Raw genomic sequence first — 16,568 nt, forward strand, 5'->3', positions numbered from 1 at the left:
TTGTTTCGCGGTGAATTTCCTTGGGTTTCGGGCGAAAATTGTCGCAGTGCAGCAATTCTTTTGGGTGGGCAAAGAAAAAAGGCGCCCGAGAGCGCCTTTTATGCTCGGTTCTACGCGGGTCAGTCGCGCTCCACGCAGAGGGCGACACCCATGCCGCCGCCGATGCACAGGGTCGCGAGACCCTTCTTGGCGTTGCGGCGTTTCATTTCGAACAGCAGCGTGTTCAGAACCCGGCAGCCCGAGGCGCCGATCGGGTGGCCGATGGCGATGGCGCCGCCGTTGACGTTCACGATGGCCGGATCCCAGCCCATGTCCTTGTTCACCGCGCAGGCCTGGGCTGCGAAAGCCTCGTTGGCCTCGACCAGATCCAGATCATCGACCTTCCAGCCCGCTTTTTCCAGCGCCTTGCGGGACGCGTAGACCGGGCCGACGCCCATGATCGACGGATCCAGGCCGGCGGTCGCATAGGACACGATGCGGGCCAGCGGCTCGATGCCGCGCTTTTCGGCGTTCTCGGCCGACATCAGCAGGGTCGCCGCGGCGCCGTCATTGATGCCGCTTGCGTTGGCCGCCGTGACCGAGCCGTCCTTGGCAAAAGCCGGGCGCAGCTTCTGCATCGCCTCGATGGTGGCGCCGTGGCGGATGTATTCGTCGCTGTCCATCACGATGTCGCCCTTGCGGGTCTTGATGGTGAAGGGAACGATCTCGTCCTTGAACTTGCCGGCCTTCTGCGCGGCCTCGGCCTTGTTCTGCGAGGCAACGGCGAACTCGTCCTGCATTTCGCGGCTGATCTGCCATTTCTCGGCCACGTTCTCGGCGGTCTGACCCATGTGGTAGCCGTTGAAGGCATCCCACAGGCCGTCGCGGATCATGGTGTCGATGTATTTCATGTCGCCCATCTTGTGGCCGGCCCGCAGCGAGGCGGCGTGGGGCGAGAGGGTCATGTTCTCCTGACCGCCGGCGCAGACGATCTCGGCATCGCCCAACTGGATGTGCTGGGCACCAATGGCGACGGCGCGCAGGCCCGAGCCACAGACCTGGTTGATGCCCCAGGCCGCGGCTTCCTGGGGCAGGCCGGCGTTGATATGCGCCTGGCGGGCGGGGTTCTGGCCCTGGGCTGCGGTCAGGACCTGACCCATGATGGTTTCGCTGACTTCGCCTTTCTCGATCCCGGCGCGTTCGACGACGGCCTCGAGAACGGCTGCGCCCAGATCATGCGCGGGGGTGTTCGCAAAAGAGCCGCCGAAACTGCCGACACCGGTCCGTGCGGCGGATGCGATTACTACGTTGGTCATATGGTCAATCCTTTGCCGTCATAGTCTTTCGGGAAATCTGACGGCGCCGGTCATCGGGTCAAGCCCCTAATCTTCAGAGCGCCTCAACATCCCCCGCTCTAACATCCTTGCCATAACGTAATGCTGCACATGCAGCAACGGACAGCTTGTCTCATACGACGAATTGATGGTGATCCTGGCGGGAATCTTTCTGGTCAAGTGCGCGCCGGGCTTTTCTTTTTCTGTTTCCACGGGGGGCGGACCGAAGGTGCCCCAAACAGGAAACCCTGCAGACAGTCGACGCCGTTCGCGACCAGAAACTCCGCGTCCCGGTCATTTTCCACCGATTCGGCGGTGACCAGAATGTCGAACTCGCGCGCCACGGCCACGAGCGCACGGATCAGGGTCTGGTTGTCGGGGTTGTCGCTGACCCTGCGCACGAACTGCCCGTCGATCTTGGCCGCATCGAACAGGAAGTCGCGGAAATGCCGAAAGCTGAAATTGCTGGACCCAAAGTCGTCCAGGGCAAAGGCGATGCCGCGCGGCTGAAGACGGTCCATGAGGTCGATCACCAGTTCCGGGATCTGCATGGCGGATCGCTCGTTGATCTCTAGGATCAGGCGTTCGCCGAGACCGGGGTTCTGTTTTAGGGACCGCTCCAGCAAGCGCGACCAGCGCGGCAGGCCGATGGAACGGGCAGACATGTTGATCGACAGGCGAATTCCGGGGTGCCGCGCCAGCGTCCGCAGGCCGAAGTCGAGCGCGATGCAGTCGAGGTCGCGGCCGATCTCGGTCTCTTCGACCTGGGGCATGAAGTCCCGCGCGGGGATTACCCGCCCGGTTTCGTCGAGCACGCGGATGAAACCCTCGTAGAACGCGACGTTCTTGGGGTCCTGCGCCTGAACGACCGGCTGAAAGGCCAGCATGCACTGCTTGTGCCTGATGGCCTCGGTCACCATGTCCACGACCGAGCGATCACGCGCGGCAACCGCTGCCGTCAGGGGGCTGTCCGATCCCTCGGGTAGATCCGCCAGTTTTTCCGGTGTTTTTGCATCCCTTCCCCGAGTCGCCTCTGAACCTGATGGTGGCGACAGTGTCGGAAAGACCGGTGAACCGGGGGTTAATTTCGGCGATTTCGTGAGTGCGATCAGCGGTTCGCGGACCTTGCCACGCCGTGCGACACGACCGCGCCCACGACCGAGACAAGCATTCCCGCGAACATCATGACATAGCCGACCGCGATCACGGCGGTGGGCAGGGCGGCGACCAAGGGCCCCGTCATCGCCAGAACAAGGCCCATCAGGCCGGTGGCTAGGCTGAAATAGGTGATCTGGGTCAAGCCGGCCTCCGAAGCACGCGTGGGAATTCGTATCGCCCTCATATGTGGCCGGGCCCCGGAGTTTCAAGTTTCCGGCAGGCAGAACTGACGGAACAGACGCTACGACTGCTCGGCCATCTGCTCTGCGGGGGAGTCTTCAGTTTGCGCGAAACCCGGCGTGCCGCGATGCTCGGGGTGGCGCGCGAGGTGCCTGGCCTTGAGCCTTTCGGATGTTTCGCGGCTGCCGTCATGGCTGTAGCCCGGCGGGCCGAACGCATAGCCCAGACGCTGTCGGAAGGTCAGGCCCGGCCGAAGGATGTCGCGGAAAATGGCGACCCATTCGTGAAAGGCCACGCGCAGCGGGTTGAAGGTGCCGATGTTGTGAACAAGGCCGTAATCGACCGGTTCGTCCTCCTGCTCGGGCACGAAGGTGCCGAACAGCTTGTCCCAGATGATGAAGACCCCGGCATAGTTGCAGTCCAGATAGCGCGCGTTGCGGCCGTGATGCACGCGGTGGTGGCTGGGCGTGTTCATCACCGCCTCGAACCAGCGGGGCATCCTGCCGATGGCCTCGGTATGGATCCAGAACTGGTAGATCAGATTCAGGCCGCCGCAGAACAGCACCATCGCCGGGTGGAACCCCAGCAGGATCAGGGGCGCGCGCACGACCATCATGAAGGTGAAGGTATAGGTCCAGGTCTGCCGCAGGGCCGTGGTCAGGTTGTAGTGCTGCGAGCTGTGATGGTTCACGTGGCTGGCCCAGACCCAGCGGATGCGGTGCCCGAACCGATGCACCCAGTAGTAGCGCAGATCGTCCAGCACGAAACAGGCCGCGACCACCCAGATCGAGGTGCCCAGATCAAGCGGTGTCAGTTCCCACAACCACATGAAGAAGCCCCAGGCGATGAAGCCCAGCAGAATGCCCGAGGCGACGTTGCCGGCCCCCATGATCAGAGAGGTCACGGCATCGCGCGTCTCGTATCGCCCGCCGCGCCCCTTGATCGCGATCCAGAGGAACTCGGCAAGAATGGCGGCGATGAAGAACGGAATCGCCCACTGGACGACGTCGGGATAGGTGATCTGTTCGCTCATGCGGGCTCCATCAGGTGGCGCCAGTGGCGGCGTTCGGTTTCGTCCAGGTGAACCAGCACATGGGGCGTTGCAAAATCGTGAAAGTAGAATTCCATCCCCTTGGGATGCTCCAGCCAGTCGAAATCCAGAAGATGCCGCGCCACCGTGTCCGCGCCAAAAGACCACAGCAGCCCCGGCCCGGTTTCGGTGCGCAGCAGGGCGGCATGGCCATCATGCGACAGCGTCACATCCACGATGGTGTCGTCGGGGAAATGACGCAACCATTCCGCCCGTGCGCCGTCGGGCGACAGGACGCGCAGGTTGGACCGTCCGGTCAGGTGCAGCAGCAACGCGACCCCGGCAATGCCGCCGATCACGAGAACCAGCAGGGCTTCGATTGGCATGGGCTCCTCCTTGTGACAGCCTGCAAAGGGGCGGCAAGGCTGTCAAAGGTGGCGTAGCGTCAGCCGGCTTTCAGCTCGTCCGGCACCAGATGCTGGACCACGCGCTCGACAAAGGGAACCAGCCCCTCCGGGCCGGATTTCCGGTCCTTCAGGTGGATGCAGATATCCGGCCGCCGCGCCGCGATGATGCCCACCAGTTCGCCGCGCACCTTGTCATCAAGGCCCGCACCCATGATGGCGCAGGCGATGCGGGGCTCGGCTTCCAACTGGCGCTCGACTTCGGCCTGGTTGTGCGCGCCCAGCCATTCGATGGGCAGATGGTCCAACTGCTGTGCGACGTCACCAAGCACATTTGGCAGCCGACCGATCAGGAGAACCACGGGTTTCATGGCACCTTCCTTTCCGACTTGTTTTCCCGTTACGGACCCGAATTGTCAGGTCCGAACAAGCATAACACAGATCCGGAAAATCGCCTGTTCAGTCCAGCAGAGAGGCGATGATCGCCTTGGCGCTGTCCGAATTCCACTCGGCATCCCCCAGCAGGCGCGCGATTTCCTGCCCTTCGGGGTCAAGGATGACGGTGACCGGCAGGCCCGCCACGCCCATCTCACGGGCGACGGCCTGTTTCGGGTCCTGATGGCGCGGCAGGTTCGAGATGCCGTTCTCGGCAAAGAACTTCTTGATGCCCGCCGGAGAGTTGCGTCCCGTGGCCAGCGTCAGCACCTCGAAACGATCGCCGCCGAATTCCGCCTGAAGCTCGGCAAGCTGCGGCATTTCCTTGCGGCAGGGGGCGCACCAGGTGGCCCAGAAATTCAGCAGGACATACTTGCCGCGGTAATCCGCAAGCGAGCCGGTGCCCTTGTCGTCTTCCAGCTGGAACTCCGCTGTCGAGGCCGGCTTTGGCTCGGAATGCAGGATCAGCTTTTTCATGCTGCCGTCGCGCAAGGCGCCAAGGGATGCGACATCGGCCGCCATCACAGCGTTTGCACCCAAGGCTAGGGCCATATAAAGGGAGGCAAGACGAAAAAGGCGCATATCAACTCCGGGTTTCCAACATGACCGAACAATCCTCGAACCAGATGTGGGGCGGCCGTTTTGCCGCTGGTCCAGACGCGATCATGGAGGCAATAAACGCCTCGATCGGGTTCGACAAGCGGATGGCGGCGCAGGACATTGCCGGTTCGCGGGCCCATGCCGCCATGCTGGCCGCCACGGGCGTGATTACTGATAGTGACGCCGAGGCCATTCGGGAAGGGCTGCTCACCGTTTTGTCAGAGATCGAACGCGGTGAGTTCCAGTTCTCGACCGCGCTGGAAGACATCCACATGAATGTCGAGGCCCGCCTGAAAGAGATCATCGGCGAACCCGCAGGCCGCCTGCATACCGGCCGCAGCCGCAATGACCAGGTGGCGACCGATTTCAAACTGTGGGTCCGCGATCAGCTGGACGCCGCCGAATCCGGCCTGCTGGCCCTGATCCGCGCGCTTCTGGCGCAGGCCGAGGCCGGGGCCGATTGGGTCATGCCCGGTTTCACCCACCTGCAGACCGCGCAGCCCGTGACCTGGGGCCACCACATGATGGCCTATGTCGAGATGTTCGGTCGCGACCTGTCCCGCGTGCGCGATGCGCGGGCGCGGATGAACGAATGCCCGCTGGGCGCGGCGGCGCTGGCGGGCACGTCCTTCCCGATCGACCGGCACATGACGGCGCAGGCGCTGGGCTTTGACCGGCCCGCCGCCAACTCGCTGGACGCGGTCAGCGACCGGGATTTCGCGCTGGAATTCCTGTCGGTGGCCTCGATCTGCGCGGTGCACCTGTCGCGCTTTGCCGAAGAACTGGTGATCTGGTCCTCGGCCCAGTTCCGTTTCGTCACCCTGTCCGACCGGTTCTCGACCGGCTCGTCGATCATGCCGCAGAAAAAGAACCCCGACGCCGCCGAGCTGATCCGCGCCAAGGTGGGCCGGATCTTTGGCGCCAACACGGCGCTGATGATGGTGATGAAGGGCCTGCCACTGGCCTATTCCAAGGACATGCAGGAAGACAAGGAACAGGTCTTTGACGCCGCCGACAACTGGATGCTGGCGCTGGCCGCGATGGAGGGCATGGTCAAGGACATGACCGCCAACCGCGACAGCCTGGCCGCCGCCGCCGGTTCGGGCTTTTCCACCGCGACCGATCTGGCCGACTGGCTGGTGCGGGTGCTGGGCCTGCCCTTCCGCGACGCGCATCACGTCACCGGATCGCTGGTCGCCATGGCCGAGAAGAAAGGCTGCGACCTGCCCGATCTGACGCTCGAGGACATGCAATCGGTTCATGCCGGCATCACGCAGGATGTCTATTCTGTTCTCGGCGTGGATAATTCGGTAAACTCACGCCAGTCCTATGGCGGAACGGCCCCGGATCAGGTCCGGGCCCAGATCGCCCGCTGGAAGGAGATGCTGCCATGACCATCCTGCGAATGCTTGTCCTGGTCGGCGCCGCCTTTGGCCTCGCCGCCTGCGGCGCGGACGGAGAACCGGTTCAGCCGACCCTGAACGCCAATATTGGGGTGTCCGGCAGCGGCGCCCATGTCAACGGCGCCGTGGGCCTGCACAAGGGGCCGATCAGCGTGTTCCTCGGGCTGTGATCCGTCGGCTGGCCGAGTTCGGCCGGTGACACCGGCCCGAAGCCAGCTGAACCTTGTCAAGTTTTCAGGCCCATTCTTTACCGTTGGCGGACGCAGGTTGCCCGAGTATCGGCAGGCGCGACCCAAATTCCGTTGATCCACGGGGCCTTTATGGTCTAAGCGCCCTGTCATGGATCACTTTCTCTATCGCGACGGCACTCTGTATGCCGAAGATGTTCCGATCACCGAGATCGCCGCGGCGGTCGGGACCCCTTTCTACGTCTATTCGACTGCAACCCTGTTGCGGCACTTCCGCCTGTTCGACGAGGCACTCGAGGGGATCGACCACCTCGTTTGCTACGCGATGAAAGCCGCCAGCAATCAGGCGATTCTGAAAACGCTGGCCAAGGCCGGTGCGGGCATGGACGTGGTTTCGGTCGGGGAATACCTGCGCGCCAGGGCGGCGGGCGTGCCGGGCGACAGGATCGTTTTTTCCGGCGTCGGCAAGACCGAGGATGAGATCCGTACCGCGCTGACGGGCGGCATTCGCCAGTTCAACGTCGAATCCGAGCCCGAGATGGAGGTGATCAACGCCGTGGCGCTGGACCTGGGCGTGGTCGCGCCGATCACGGTTCGGGTCAACCCGGACGTGGATGCAAAAACCCACGCCAAGATCGCCACCGGCAAATCCGAGAACAAGTTCGGCATCCCGATTGCCCGCGCCTCCGAGGTTTACGCCCACGCCGCGCGCCTGCCGGGGCTCGAAGTCGTCGGGATCGACGTGCATATCGGCTCGCAGCTCACCGATCTCGAGCCGTTTCGTCTTGCCTATGCCAAGGTTGCCGAGCTGACCGAACGCCTGCGGGCCGAAGGCCACGACATTCGCCGTCTCGATCTTGGCGGCGGGCTCGGGATTCCGTACACCCGCTCGAACGAGGCACCGCCGCTGCCGGTGGAATACGGCGCGATGATCAAGGAAACGCTGGGCCATCTGGGCTGCGAGATCGAGATCGAGCCCGGCCGCCTGATCGCCGGCAATGCCGGCTTGATGGTGTCCAGGGTGATCTACGTGAAGTCGGGCGAAGGGCGGGATTTCCTGATTCTCGACGGCGCGATGAACGACCTGATCCGCCCGGCGATGTACGAGGCGCATCACGACATCGACCCCGTGCAGGAACCCGCGCCGGGCACCGAGCGGCGGCCGTATGATATCGTGGGGCCGGTCTGCGAAACCGGCGACACCTTTGCCAAGCAGCGCAACATGCCGCCGATGGCCGCGGGCGACCTGATCGCCTTTCGCAGCGCCGGGGCCTATGGTGCGGTCATGGCCAGCGAATACAACACCCGCCCGCTGATCCCCGAGGTGCTGGTGAAGGGCGATCAATTCGCGGTTATTCGCCCAAGACCGACATTTGACGAAATCATAAACCGCGATACCATACCGGAGTGGGTTTGACGCGGTAATCGCGCGGGCCCGTGGGAGGCCCGATTTGAACGCCAGAAACCCATTGCCGATACCCCGACTGTCCCTGTGGCTGACGCGCGCCGGGATGCTGGCCGAACAGGTCTTGCGGGCGTTCTGGCCTTTGATCTCCATTCTCATGGCGGTGCTGGCAGCCCTGATGCTGGGGCTGCACGATCTGGCCGGGGTCGAACTCGTCTGGGCCGTTGGGGCGCTGGCGGCCATGGCGTCTCTGGTGGCCTTGGCGATGGGCGCGCGACGATTCCATTGGCCCACGCACGACGACGCGCTGGAGCGGCTGGACCGAACATTGCCGGGACGACCGATCCGGGCCCTGCTGGATGAACAGGCGATCGGCGCGCAGGATGCGGCCTCGGCCGAGGTCTGGCGGCAGCATCAGGCCCGCATGGCCCAGAGGGCCGCGCAGGCCGCGCCGGTCAAACCCGATCTTCGCCTGTCCGAGCGCGATCCTTTCGCCCTGCGCTATTCCGCCCTGCTTGCCCTCGTGGTGGCGCTTTTGTTCGGCTCGGTCTGGCGCGTGAGCTCTGTTTCGGACATGGCGCCGGGCGGGGCGATTGCCGCGCAGGGCCCGACCTGGGAGGGCTGGATCGAGCCGCCCCGTTACACCGGAAAGCCGACACTCTATCTGGCCGACCTTTCCGACGCATCCGTGCAGATCCCCGAAGGCAGCGATGTCACCCTGCGCTTTTATGGCGAGATCGGCAGGCTGTCGCTCAGCGAGACCACCTCTGCCGAAGGCACACAGGCAGAGACCGCGCCCGAGCAGAGTTTCACGGCCACCCGATCCGGCGAAATGCGGATCGACGGCCCCGGGGGGCGGAGCTGGACGTTTGAGGTTCTTCCCGACAATCCGCCCGCGATCGACATAGCGGGCGCGGCCGAGGCGCAGGCCGGTGGGCAGATGACGCTGCCCTTCACCGCCAGTGATGACTACGGCGTGATTTCAGGCGAGGCGCTCATCCAGCTGGATCTGGCCAAGGTCGACCGCCGGCATGGTCTGGCGGCCGAGCCGGACAGCCGTGACGGGATCACCGTCGAATTGCCCATGCCCATTGCGGGCGATCGGAGTGAATTCACCGAAACCCTGATCGAGGACTTCTCGCAGCACCCGTGGGCGCATCTTCCGGTGACGATCCTGCTGTCCGTGCAGGACGCCAGAGAGCAAATCTCGATTTCCGCGCCTGTTTCGACGAGCCTTCCGGCCAGACGGTTCTTTGACCCGTTGGCCGCCGCCGTCATCGAACAGCGCCGTGACCTTCTGTGGGCACTGGCAAACGCGCCGCGCGTGGCACAGCTGCTGCGGGCGGTCTCGCACCGGCCCGAGGATGTGTTCCGTTCGGAAACCGCCTATCTGCGCCTACGCGTCATTCTCCGGCGGCTGGAAACCTATACCGAGTTCGGCCTCAAGCCCGAGCAACAGGCCGAAATCGCCCAGGCCCTGTGGGATCTGGCCATCCTGCTCGAGGAAGGCACGCTGAGCGACGCGCTGGAACGGTTGCGCCGGGCGCAGGAGCGCCTGACCGAAGCGATGAAGAACGGTGCCTCGGATCAGGAAATCGCCGAGCTGATGCAGGAATTGCGCGAGGCGACCGACGACTACCTGCGCCAGCTGCAGCGGCAGGCCCAGCAGGACGGGGCAGAGGGTCAAGACGGCCAGCAGGCGCAGAACGGCGAAACCATGCAGATGACGCAGGACGACCTGCAGCGCATGATGGACCGCATCCAGGAATTGATGGAACAGGGCCGGATGGCCGAGGCGCAGCAGGCGTTGCAGGAATTCCAGCAGATGATGGAAAACATGCGCGTCACTCAGGGGCAGGGTCAGGGCAGTCAATCCGAAGGGCGCCGGGCGATGGAGGATCTGGCCGAGACGCTGCGCGATCAGCAGGGGCTGAGCGATCAGGCCTTCCGCGACCTGCAGGAACAGTTCAACCCCGGCGCACAGTCCGGCGATCGGCAGGGCAACGAAGGCCGGTCCGGCGGTCAGGGCCGGGGTCAGAGCCATGACGGTCAGGGGCAGGGCTCGGACCAGGCGGGCAACGGCGAGGAAGGACAGCAAGGGTCTCTGGCCGACCGCCAGCAGGCCCTGCGCGAGGAACTGCGCCGCCAGGAACAGGGGCTGCCGGGCGCGGGAACACCCGAGGGCGATGCCGCCCGTGACGCTCTGGACCGGGCCGGGCGCGCCATGGAAGGCGCCGAAGAGGCGCTGCGCAGCGACGATCTGGCCGAAGCCATCGACCAGCAGTCCGAGGCAATGGAGGCCATGCGCGAAGGCATGCGGGCGCTGGGCGAAGCCCTGGCGCAAGAACAGTCACAGCCGGGGCAGGGCGCGCAGGATGGCGACATGCAGGCCCGCAATTTGGATCCGCTGGGGCGCAATCAGGGCGCTGTCGGCTCGATTTCCACGGACGAAGGCCTGTTGCAGGGCGAGGATGTCTATCGCCGCGCCCGCGAGTTGCTGGACGAAATCCGCCGTCGCACGGGCGAAACCGACCGCCCGAAGATCGAACTGGACTATCTCAAGCGGTTGCTCGAACGGTTCTGAGCGGGCTGCCTTCGACAGTCACACCCATCATCAGGGCTGCATGATTGCGGCGGCCTGCGCTTCGAGCCAGATACGGGCTTGGTCGATCAGGGCAACGTAGGATGCCAGCGCCGGATCTGCCTGCGGGACCGCCTCGCCGATCTGCTGCGCATTGCTGTAAAGCAATATCAGGACCACGCCCAAAATGACGATCAGGGCAAAACCGCGCATGAAACCGTCCGGTTTCCGCTGTGGCTGCTTGTCACGATCCGCCTGTTCCGCTGCCACCTCGCTGCGCAGGGTCGCATTGATTTCCTCGATATCAGGCAACGCGCCACGGCGGGTTTCCCGTGCCCGCTCATCGGCAGGTTGCTCAGGCTTTCGGACCGGTTCCGCGCTTGCCGGCGCCTCCAGCCCGAGATCCGGCTGGCTTTCCAGGTTCCCGGCCTCGCGGGCGCGCAATTCCGCCTCGCGGGCAGCTTCTTCGCGAAGGATGCTGGCGACGTTCGGATCGACGGACCGCTCGGCAGCCGGCGGGGTGCGCGGGCGCTCGGCGACATCTCCCGGCCGCGCGGCCTGTCCGGCCATCTCGGGTTTGCGGGGTGCCGGCTTGGCAGCCGGCGGCTTGGCGGCGACCTGAGCTTCTACATGTGTGGGGCGGGTTTCGCTTGCTTCGGGCGGCGGTGTTTCGGCGGTTTCGCCGGCCCGCTTCTGAAACCAGGTGTTGTCGCAATTGGAGCACTGCACATCCCGACCGCCTTCGGGGATCACTTCGTCGGGAACCTCATACTGAGCCCCGCATTTCGGGCATGTCAGACGCATACTGTCTCCTGGCCTCACTCGTTGTCTGATAACAATTTTTTCTCGGATGATATTCCGTTACTGCCTGCAGGCAAAGAATGTTTTCTTTCTTGGTGAGCAAGTGTTTCTCATTGGCCCCGGTGCGGGCATTGAAACCTGCCACATGCTGAGGCAAGAAGGGCGCCAAGGCGACAGGGGGCGGGTCTTGATAGAGCTGGAAAACGTCAGCTACAGCTACGGAGGCGGGCAACTGCTGAGCGATGTCTCGATGCAACTCGCGCCGGGCTCCTTCCATTTTCTGACCGGGCCGTCCGGCTCGGGGAAAACCACGCTTCTGAAACTGTGCTACGGGGCGCTGGCGCCGACGACCGGGCGGCTCAGCGTGTTTGGCGAGGACATGGGCAGGCTGGACCGAGACCAGATGGCCATGATGCGCCGCCGGATCGGAGTAGTTCATCAGGACTGTCGTTTTCTCGATCACTTGACGCTGGCCGAGAATGTCGCGCTCCCCCTGCTGGTGTCGGGGCGTGATCCGAAAGGTGAAGAGGAAAACCTGAAGGAACTCATGCAATGGGTCGGGCTGGGGCCGCGGGCCGAGGCGCACCCCCCGGAACTGTCGGGCGGCGAGCGGCAGCGCGCGGCGCTGGCCCGCGCGGTCATCCTGTCACCGGATATCGTGCTGGCGGACGAACCGACCGGCAATGTCGACTGGGACATGTCGCAGCGGCTGCTGCGCCTTTTGGGCGAACTCAACCGCATGGGAAAGACGGTGCTGGTCGCCACCCATGACCTGAGCCTCATTCGCGCGGCAAAAAGCCAGGTTCAGGCGCGTGTGCTGCGCATTTCGCAGCGGAAACTCCAGCTTGCGGGGGCGGACCTGTGATCGGGGCTCTGTCTCGGAATCTGCTGAAGGGCGACAAGCGGGCCGACCGGGTGGTGCCGCCTTCCGGGTTCACCGCCAATCTGACCCTGTTCGTTTCCGGCGCGATGGCCTTTCTGGCCGTATTCGCCCTGGCGCTGTCGCTGGCCTCGGGGCGGGTGGCCGACCGCTGGGCCTCGGAACTGGCGCGCTCGGCCACGTTGCGAATCAACGCCCCGGCCGAACAGCGCGCGGCCCAGACCGAAGCGGCGCTCCGGGTGCTGCGGCAGACCCCCGGCGTGGCAGAGGCGCGTGCGCTGACACTCGAGGAACAGGCCGCTCTGCTGGCGCCGTGGTTCGGGCCGGATCTGCCCGTCGATGCCTTGCCCGTGCCGCAACTGATCGAAATCATCGAAGACGAACCCGGATATGACCCCAGCGGATTGCGGTTGCGTCTCAGCGCCGAAGTGCCAGGCGCCGTACTGGATGATCACGGGCGGTGGCGCCGGCCTCTGGTGGATGCGGCAAACGCCTTGCGCCGGCTTGCGCTGATTTCGGTGCTGCTGATCGGTGGGGCCACGGCGGCGATGATAACACTGGCGGCCAAGGCTTCGCTGGCCGCAAACGCGCAGGTGATCGAGGTTCTACGCCTGATCGGTGCCCGCGACAGCTTCATCGCGGGCGCCTTCGTGCGCCGCTTTACGTTGCGGACCCTGTTGGGCGCCTGCGCCGGCACGCTGTTTGGAATGACGGCGGTGCTTCTCCTGCCGGGTGCGTCCGAGGCCGGTGGATTCTTGACCGGGATCGGATTTCAGGGCATCGGCTGGGTTCTGCCGCTGTTGATCCCGGTGACGGGGGCTGCGGTGGCATTTGCTGCGACCTGGGTCGCCGCACGCCGCAAGTTGAAGGAGCTGTCCTGATGGCAAATGCAATCCAATGGGTGCGCTCGCTGATTTTCGTGATCGTGATCTATGCGTGGATGGGCATACTGGGGCTGGTCTTTGCGCCCTATGCGCTGTTCTCCAAGCGGGGCGCGCTGCGGGCCTGCAAGATCTACGCCCGCTCGACGATCTGGCTGGCGCGCTGGATGGTGGGAATTCGCGGCGAGGTCAGGGGCACGCCCCCGACCGGAGAGGTCATGGTCGCCGCCAAACACCAGTCATTCTTTGATATCCTGCTGATCTTCGATGCGGTTCCGCACGCCAAGTTCATCATGAAACGTGAATTGATGTGGACGCCGGTGATCGGCCTTTACGCCAAGCGGCTGGGGTGCGTTCCCGTGGATCGCGGCAAAAAAGGCGCTGCGATTGCCAAGATGGTTCAGGATGTCGCCAAGGAGTTCAACGAGCCCGGGCAGTTGGTGATCTACCCGCAGGGAACCCGTGTTCCGCCGGGGGTCAAGAAGCCCTACAAGGTAGGAACGGCGATCCTCTACGAAGGGCTGAAGAACCCATGTGTTCCGGCTGCCACCAATGTAGGGGTGTTCTGGCCACGGACAGGCATCATGCGCAGGCCGGGTCACGCGATCGTCGAGTTTCTGGACCCGATCGAGCCCGGGGTCGACCGCAACACGTTCATGTCCCGCCTCGAAGAGGAAATCGAAAGCCACTCGGACCGGTTGATGCGAGGGGTGGGATTTGATCCCGATGCAGTTCATTGATGGCAACCCCGCGCTCGAGGCGCGGCAGGACAAACCCTGAGCGCCGTCCCCTCGCGGGCGTTTCGGGAAACAGGGCAAACGCCCTATGACCGAAATCCTCGAAATCCATACCCAATGCGCCCGCGCGCTGATGCGGGTGGAGATCTGGGTATGCGGTGGCGAGGGTTCGGACTTGCCGACTGTCGGAGAACGTCCGTGCGAGATGACCAAGGGCGAAGAAGGCGGGGCAGACTATGACCGCAAATGGCCTGCCCATGCCTTGCAAGCCTTGTGGTAACAGGGGGCGCTGCCCCCGCCGCGGCAGGCCGCGGCTCCCCCGGGATATTTTCAGCCAGATGAAGCCTTAGCCGTTTTCGCGCAGGATGTTGCCGGCGAGATAGAGCGAGCCGCAGATCAGGACCCGGGCCTGTGGGTCGCGGGCGGTGATCGCGGCCAGTGCCTCGGCCACGCTGTCGGCGGTGGTGGCGGGCAGGTTCACGGCAGTTGCGGCGGCGGCGGTTTCTTCGGCGCTCAGCGTGTTGGCTTCGCCGGGGATGGAAACGGCCGTGAGCGAGCTGGTCTTTTCGGCCAGAGGCGCGAGATAGCCCGTCACGTCCTTGGTATTGAGCATGCCGCAGATCATGTGCGTCGGGCGCGGCGGCAGCTTGGCCAGGACATCGGCCAGTGCCTGTCCGGCGGCGGCGTTGTGGCCGCCGTCGAGCCAGAGCTCGGCCTGAGGCGCCTGTTCGACCAGCGGGCCGGTCTTCAGGCGCTGCATGCGGGCGGGCCAGTGGGCGCGGGTGACAGCGGCCTCGTAGGCGGCATCACCCAAGGCGAGATGGCGCAGGACCGCCAGCGCGGCGCCGGCGTTCTGGATCTGGTGGGCGCCCAGCAGGTTCGGCAGCGGCAGGTCGCGCAGGCCGTTTTCGTCCTGGTAGATCAGGCGGCCGTGTTCCTCGTGGACGTGCCAGTGCTGGCCATGGGCCAGCAGCGGTGCGCCGAGGCGGGCGGCGGTGGCCTCGATGACCTCCATCGCTTCGTCGGGCTGGGGTCCGACGATGCAGGGTACGCCGCGCTTGATGATGCCCGCCTTTTCGGCGGCGATCCTGGCCAGCGTGTTGCCGAGGAACTGCTCGTGGTCGATCGAGATCGGGGTGATGACGGTGATCGCGGGTTTCGCGATCACGTTGGTGGCGTCGAGCCGCCCGCCAAGACCGACCTCGAGCAGCGTGTAGTCGGCAGGCACACGGGAAAAGGCCAGCAGGGCGGCGCAGGTGGTGATCTCGAAATAGGTGATGTTCTCGCCGCCATTGGCCGTGTAGCACTCATCCAGCACCGCGGTCAGGTCGGGTTCCGAGATCAGCTCGCCCGCCAGGCGGATGCGTTCGTGAAAGCGCGCCAGGTGCGGCGAGGTATAGGCGTGCGCGGTCAGCCCGGCCCCTTCCAGCCCGGCGCGGATCATCGCCTGGGTCGAGCCCTTGCCGTTGGTGCCGGCGATGTGGATCACCGGGGGCAGCTTGTCCTGCGGGTTGCCCAAGGCCTCGAGCAGACGCCAGACACGGTCCAAGGTCAGGTCGATGATCTTGGGGTGCAGCGCCATCATCCGGTCGAGGATGGCGTCCGATGTCGTGGCGGTCATTGCTCGCCTTTGTCCTCGGCGGGTGTTTCCCTGGCCTCGGCTTCTGGCGGCGGCGACGGCAGGTCTCCGGCAATCGCGGGCGGCAGGCCCAGAAGCATCCGGGTGATGGTGATCAACTCGTCCCGCATCTCGGTGCGCTTGGTCACGCGGTCGAGCATGCCGTGATCCAGCAGGTATTCGGCACGCTGGAAGCCCTCGGGCAGTTTCTCGCGGATCGTCTGTTCGATCACGCGGGGGCCGGCGAAACAGATCAGCGCGTTCGGCTCGGCGATCTGCACGTCGCCCAGCATCGCGTAGGATGCCGTCACGCCGCCGGTCGTGGGGTGGGTCAGAACGACGATATAGGGCAGGCCGGCCTCTTTCAGCATCTGCACCGCGACGGTGGTGCGCGGCATCTGCATCAGGCTGAGGATGCCTTCCTGCATCCGGGCGCCGCCGGCGGCGGAAAACAGGAGCAGCGGGCGCTTGAGCTTCACCGCCTCTTGCGCGGCGGCGATGATGGCGTTGCCCACATACATGCCCATCGACCCGCCCATGAACGAGAAATCCTGCGCCGCGGCCACGATGGGGGTGCGGCCGATCTCGCCGGTGGCGACCAGCATGGCCTCTTTCTCGCCGGTCTTTTTCTGGGCCGCCTTCATGCGGTCGGGATATTTCTTCTGGTCCCGGAACTGCAGCGGGTCTGCCGTGGGGGACGGAACGGCAACCTCGGTGAAGATCCCGCCATCGAACAGCGCCTTGAACCGCTGGCGCGGCGTGATTGCCATGTGGTGCCCGCACTGGGTGCAGACATTCAGATTGTCCGCCAGTTCGCGGTGGAACAGCATCGTTCCGCATTCGTCGCATTTGTGCCAGAGATTCTCGGGCACTTCCCTGCGCGAGAAGATCGAATTGATCCGGGGTCGGACGTAGTTGGTAATCCAGTTCATGGCGGAGCCTTGCTGATGCTTT

General features: G+C 64.7%; 18 protein-coding genes. 8 read left to right on the plus strand and 10 right to left on the minus strand.

Translation table 11 applies throughout. The annotated features are described in order from the left end of the window. Positions 1-119: 119 nt before the first annotated feature. The 7 genes from AVO45_RS14580 to AVO45_RS14605 all read right to left on the minus strand — a co-directional run bounded on the left by AVO45_RS14580 (position 120) and on the right by AVO45_RS14605 (position 5,102). Positions 120-1,295 (minus strand): acetyl-CoA C-acetyltransferase, encoded by a 1,176-nt coding sequence (locus AVO45_RS14580; RefSeq protein WP_068348243.1) that lies wholly within the window; start codon positions 1,293-1,295, stop codon positions 120-122. Positions 1,296-1,489: 194 nt separating this feature from the next. Then, positions 1,490-2,239, minus strand: a complete 750-nt coding sequence (locus tag AVO45_RS14585) for an EAL domain-containing protein (RefSeq protein ID WP_240482150.1) — start codon at positions 2,237-2,239, stop codon at positions 1,490-1,492. 182 nt (positions 2,240-2,421) lie between these two features. Continuing rightward, positions 2,422-2,613 carry a hypothetical protein gene (locus AVO45_RS19480; RefSeq protein WP_157770175.1) on the minus strand — a complete coding sequence of 64 codons (192 nt, stop codon included), beginning with the start codon at positions 2,611-2,613 and terminating at the stop codon, positions 2,422-2,424. Between the two features lie 99 nt (positions 2,614-2,712). Continuing rightward, positions 2,713-3,684 (minus strand): sterol desaturase family protein, encoded by a 972-nt coding sequence (locus tag AVO45_RS14590; RefSeq protein ID WP_068348245.1) that lies wholly within the window; start codon positions 3,682-3,684, stop codon positions 2,713-2,715. Continuing rightward, positions 3,681-4,067: a hypothetical protein gene (locus AVO45_RS14595; RefSeq protein WP_068348247.1), complete on the minus strand. Its 387-nt coding sequence runs from the start codon at positions 4,065-4,067 to the stop codon at positions 3,681-3,683. Before AVO45_RS14595 ends, AVO45_RS14590 begins: the two co-directional genes overlap by 4 nt. 59 nt (positions 4,068-4,126) lie before the next feature. Then, a complete protein-coding gene (locus AVO45_RS14600) occupies positions 4,127-4,456 on the minus strand; it encodes a hypothetical protein (protein ID WP_068348249.1) in 330 nt (109 codons plus the stop codon). Positions 4,457-4,544: 88 nt separating this feature from the next. Next, a complete protein-coding gene (locus AVO45_RS14605; RefSeq protein WP_068348251.1) occupies positions 4,545-5,102 on the minus strand; it encodes a TlpA disulfide reductase family protein in 558 nt (185 codons plus the stop codon). A 20-nt stretch (positions 5,103-5,122) separates the two neighbouring features. On the opposite strand from AVO45_RS14605, the gene argH reads away from it, so the two are divergent. The 4 genes from argH to AVO45_RS14625 all read left to right on the plus strand — a co-directional run bounded on the left by argH (position 5,123) and on the right by AVO45_RS14625 (position 10,700). Then, the gene (argH, locus tag AVO45_RS14610; protein ID WP_068348253.1) at positions 5,123-6,514 is read left to right on the plus strand and encodes an argininosuccinate lyase; all 1,392 of its coding nucleotides are present in this window, start codon (positions 5,123-5,125) and stop codon (positions 6,512-6,514) included. After that, positions 6,511-6,693, plus strand: coding sequence for a hypothetical protein (locus AVO45_RS14615; protein ID WP_068348255.1), 183 nt, complete (start codon positions 6,511-6,513; stop codon positions 6,691-6,693). The genes argH and AVO45_RS14615 overlap by 4 nt, the downstream gene beginning before the upstream one ends. A gap of 169 nt (positions 6,694-6,862) precedes the next feature. After that, positions 6,863-8,128, plus strand: coding sequence for a diaminopimelate decarboxylase (lysA, locus tag AVO45_RS14620; RefSeq protein ID WP_068348257.1), 1,266 nt, complete (start codon positions 6,863-6,865; stop codon positions 8,126-8,128). 52 nt (positions 8,129-8,180) lie between these two features. Next, a complete protein-coding gene (locus AVO45_RS14625; protein WP_338055980.1) occupies positions 8,181-10,700 on the plus strand; it encodes a TIGR02302 family protein in 2,520 nt (839 codons plus the stop codon). A 30-nt stretch (positions 10,701-10,730) separates the two neighbouring features. On the opposite strand, the gene AVO45_RS14630 is transcribed toward AVO45_RS14625, so the two are convergent. Continuing rightward, positions 10,731-11,501: a zinc-ribbon domain-containing protein gene (locus AVO45_RS14630; RefSeq protein WP_068348261.1), complete on the minus strand. Its 771-nt coding sequence runs from the start codon at positions 11,499-11,501 to the stop codon at positions 10,731-10,733. A 184-nt stretch (positions 11,502-11,685) separates the two neighbouring features. On the opposite strand from AVO45_RS14630, the gene AVO45_RS14635 reads away from it, so the two are divergent. From AVO45_RS14635 to AVO45_RS14650, 4 genes are all read left to right on the plus strand, one after another. Continuing rightward, complete coding sequence (locus AVO45_RS14635) at positions 11,686-12,363, plus strand: cell division ATP-binding protein FtsE (RefSeq protein WP_068348691.1); 678 nt, start codon at positions 11,686-11,688, stop codon at positions 12,361-12,363. Next, positions 12,363-13,259, plus strand: a complete 897-nt coding sequence (locus AVO45_RS14640; RefSeq protein WP_205627902.1) for a cell division protein FtsX — start codon at positions 12,363-12,365, stop codon at positions 13,257-13,259. Before AVO45_RS14635 ends, AVO45_RS14640 begins: the two co-directional genes overlap by 1 nt. After that, positions 13,259-13,999 carry a lysophospholipid acyltransferase family protein gene (locus AVO45_RS14645; protein ID WP_068348265.1) on the plus strand — a complete coding sequence of 247 codons (741 nt, stop codon included), beginning with the start codon at positions 13,259-13,261 and terminating at the stop codon, positions 13,997-13,999. The genes AVO45_RS14640 and AVO45_RS14645 overlap by 1 nt, the downstream gene beginning before the upstream one ends. Positions 14,000-14,084: 85 nt before the next feature. Next, positions 14,085-14,276 (plus strand): hypothetical protein, encoded by a 192-nt coding sequence (locus AVO45_RS14650; RefSeq protein WP_068348267.1) that lies wholly within the window; start codon positions 14,085-14,087, stop codon positions 14,274-14,276. A 66-nt stretch (positions 14,277-14,342) separates the two neighbouring features. Here the strand turns inward: AVO45_RS14650 and AVO45_RS14655 are convergent, their stop codons facing one another. Both AVO45_RS14655 and accD read right to left on the minus strand, forming a co-directional pair. Continuing rightward, the gene (locus AVO45_RS14655; protein ID WP_068348269.1) at positions 14,343-15,617 is read right to left on the minus strand and encodes a bifunctional folylpolyglutamate synthase/dihydrofolate synthase; all 1,275 of its coding nucleotides are present in this window, start codon (positions 15,615-15,617) and stop codon (positions 14,343-14,345) included. Next, positions 15,614-16,546, minus strand: a complete 933-nt coding sequence (gene accD / locus AVO45_RS14660; protein WP_068348271.1) for an acetyl-CoA carboxylase, carboxyltransferase subunit beta — start codon at positions 16,544-16,546, stop codon at positions 15,614-15,616. Before accD ends, AVO45_RS14655 begins: the two co-directional genes overlap by 4 nt. Positions 16,547-16,568: the final 22 nt, after the last annotated feature.

The sequence above is a fragment of the Ruegeria marisrubri genome (assembly GCF_001507595.1).
Classification (GTDB): domain Bacteria; phylum Pseudomonadota; class Alphaproteobacteria; order Rhodobacterales; family Rhodobacteraceae; genus Ruegeria; species Ruegeria marisrubri.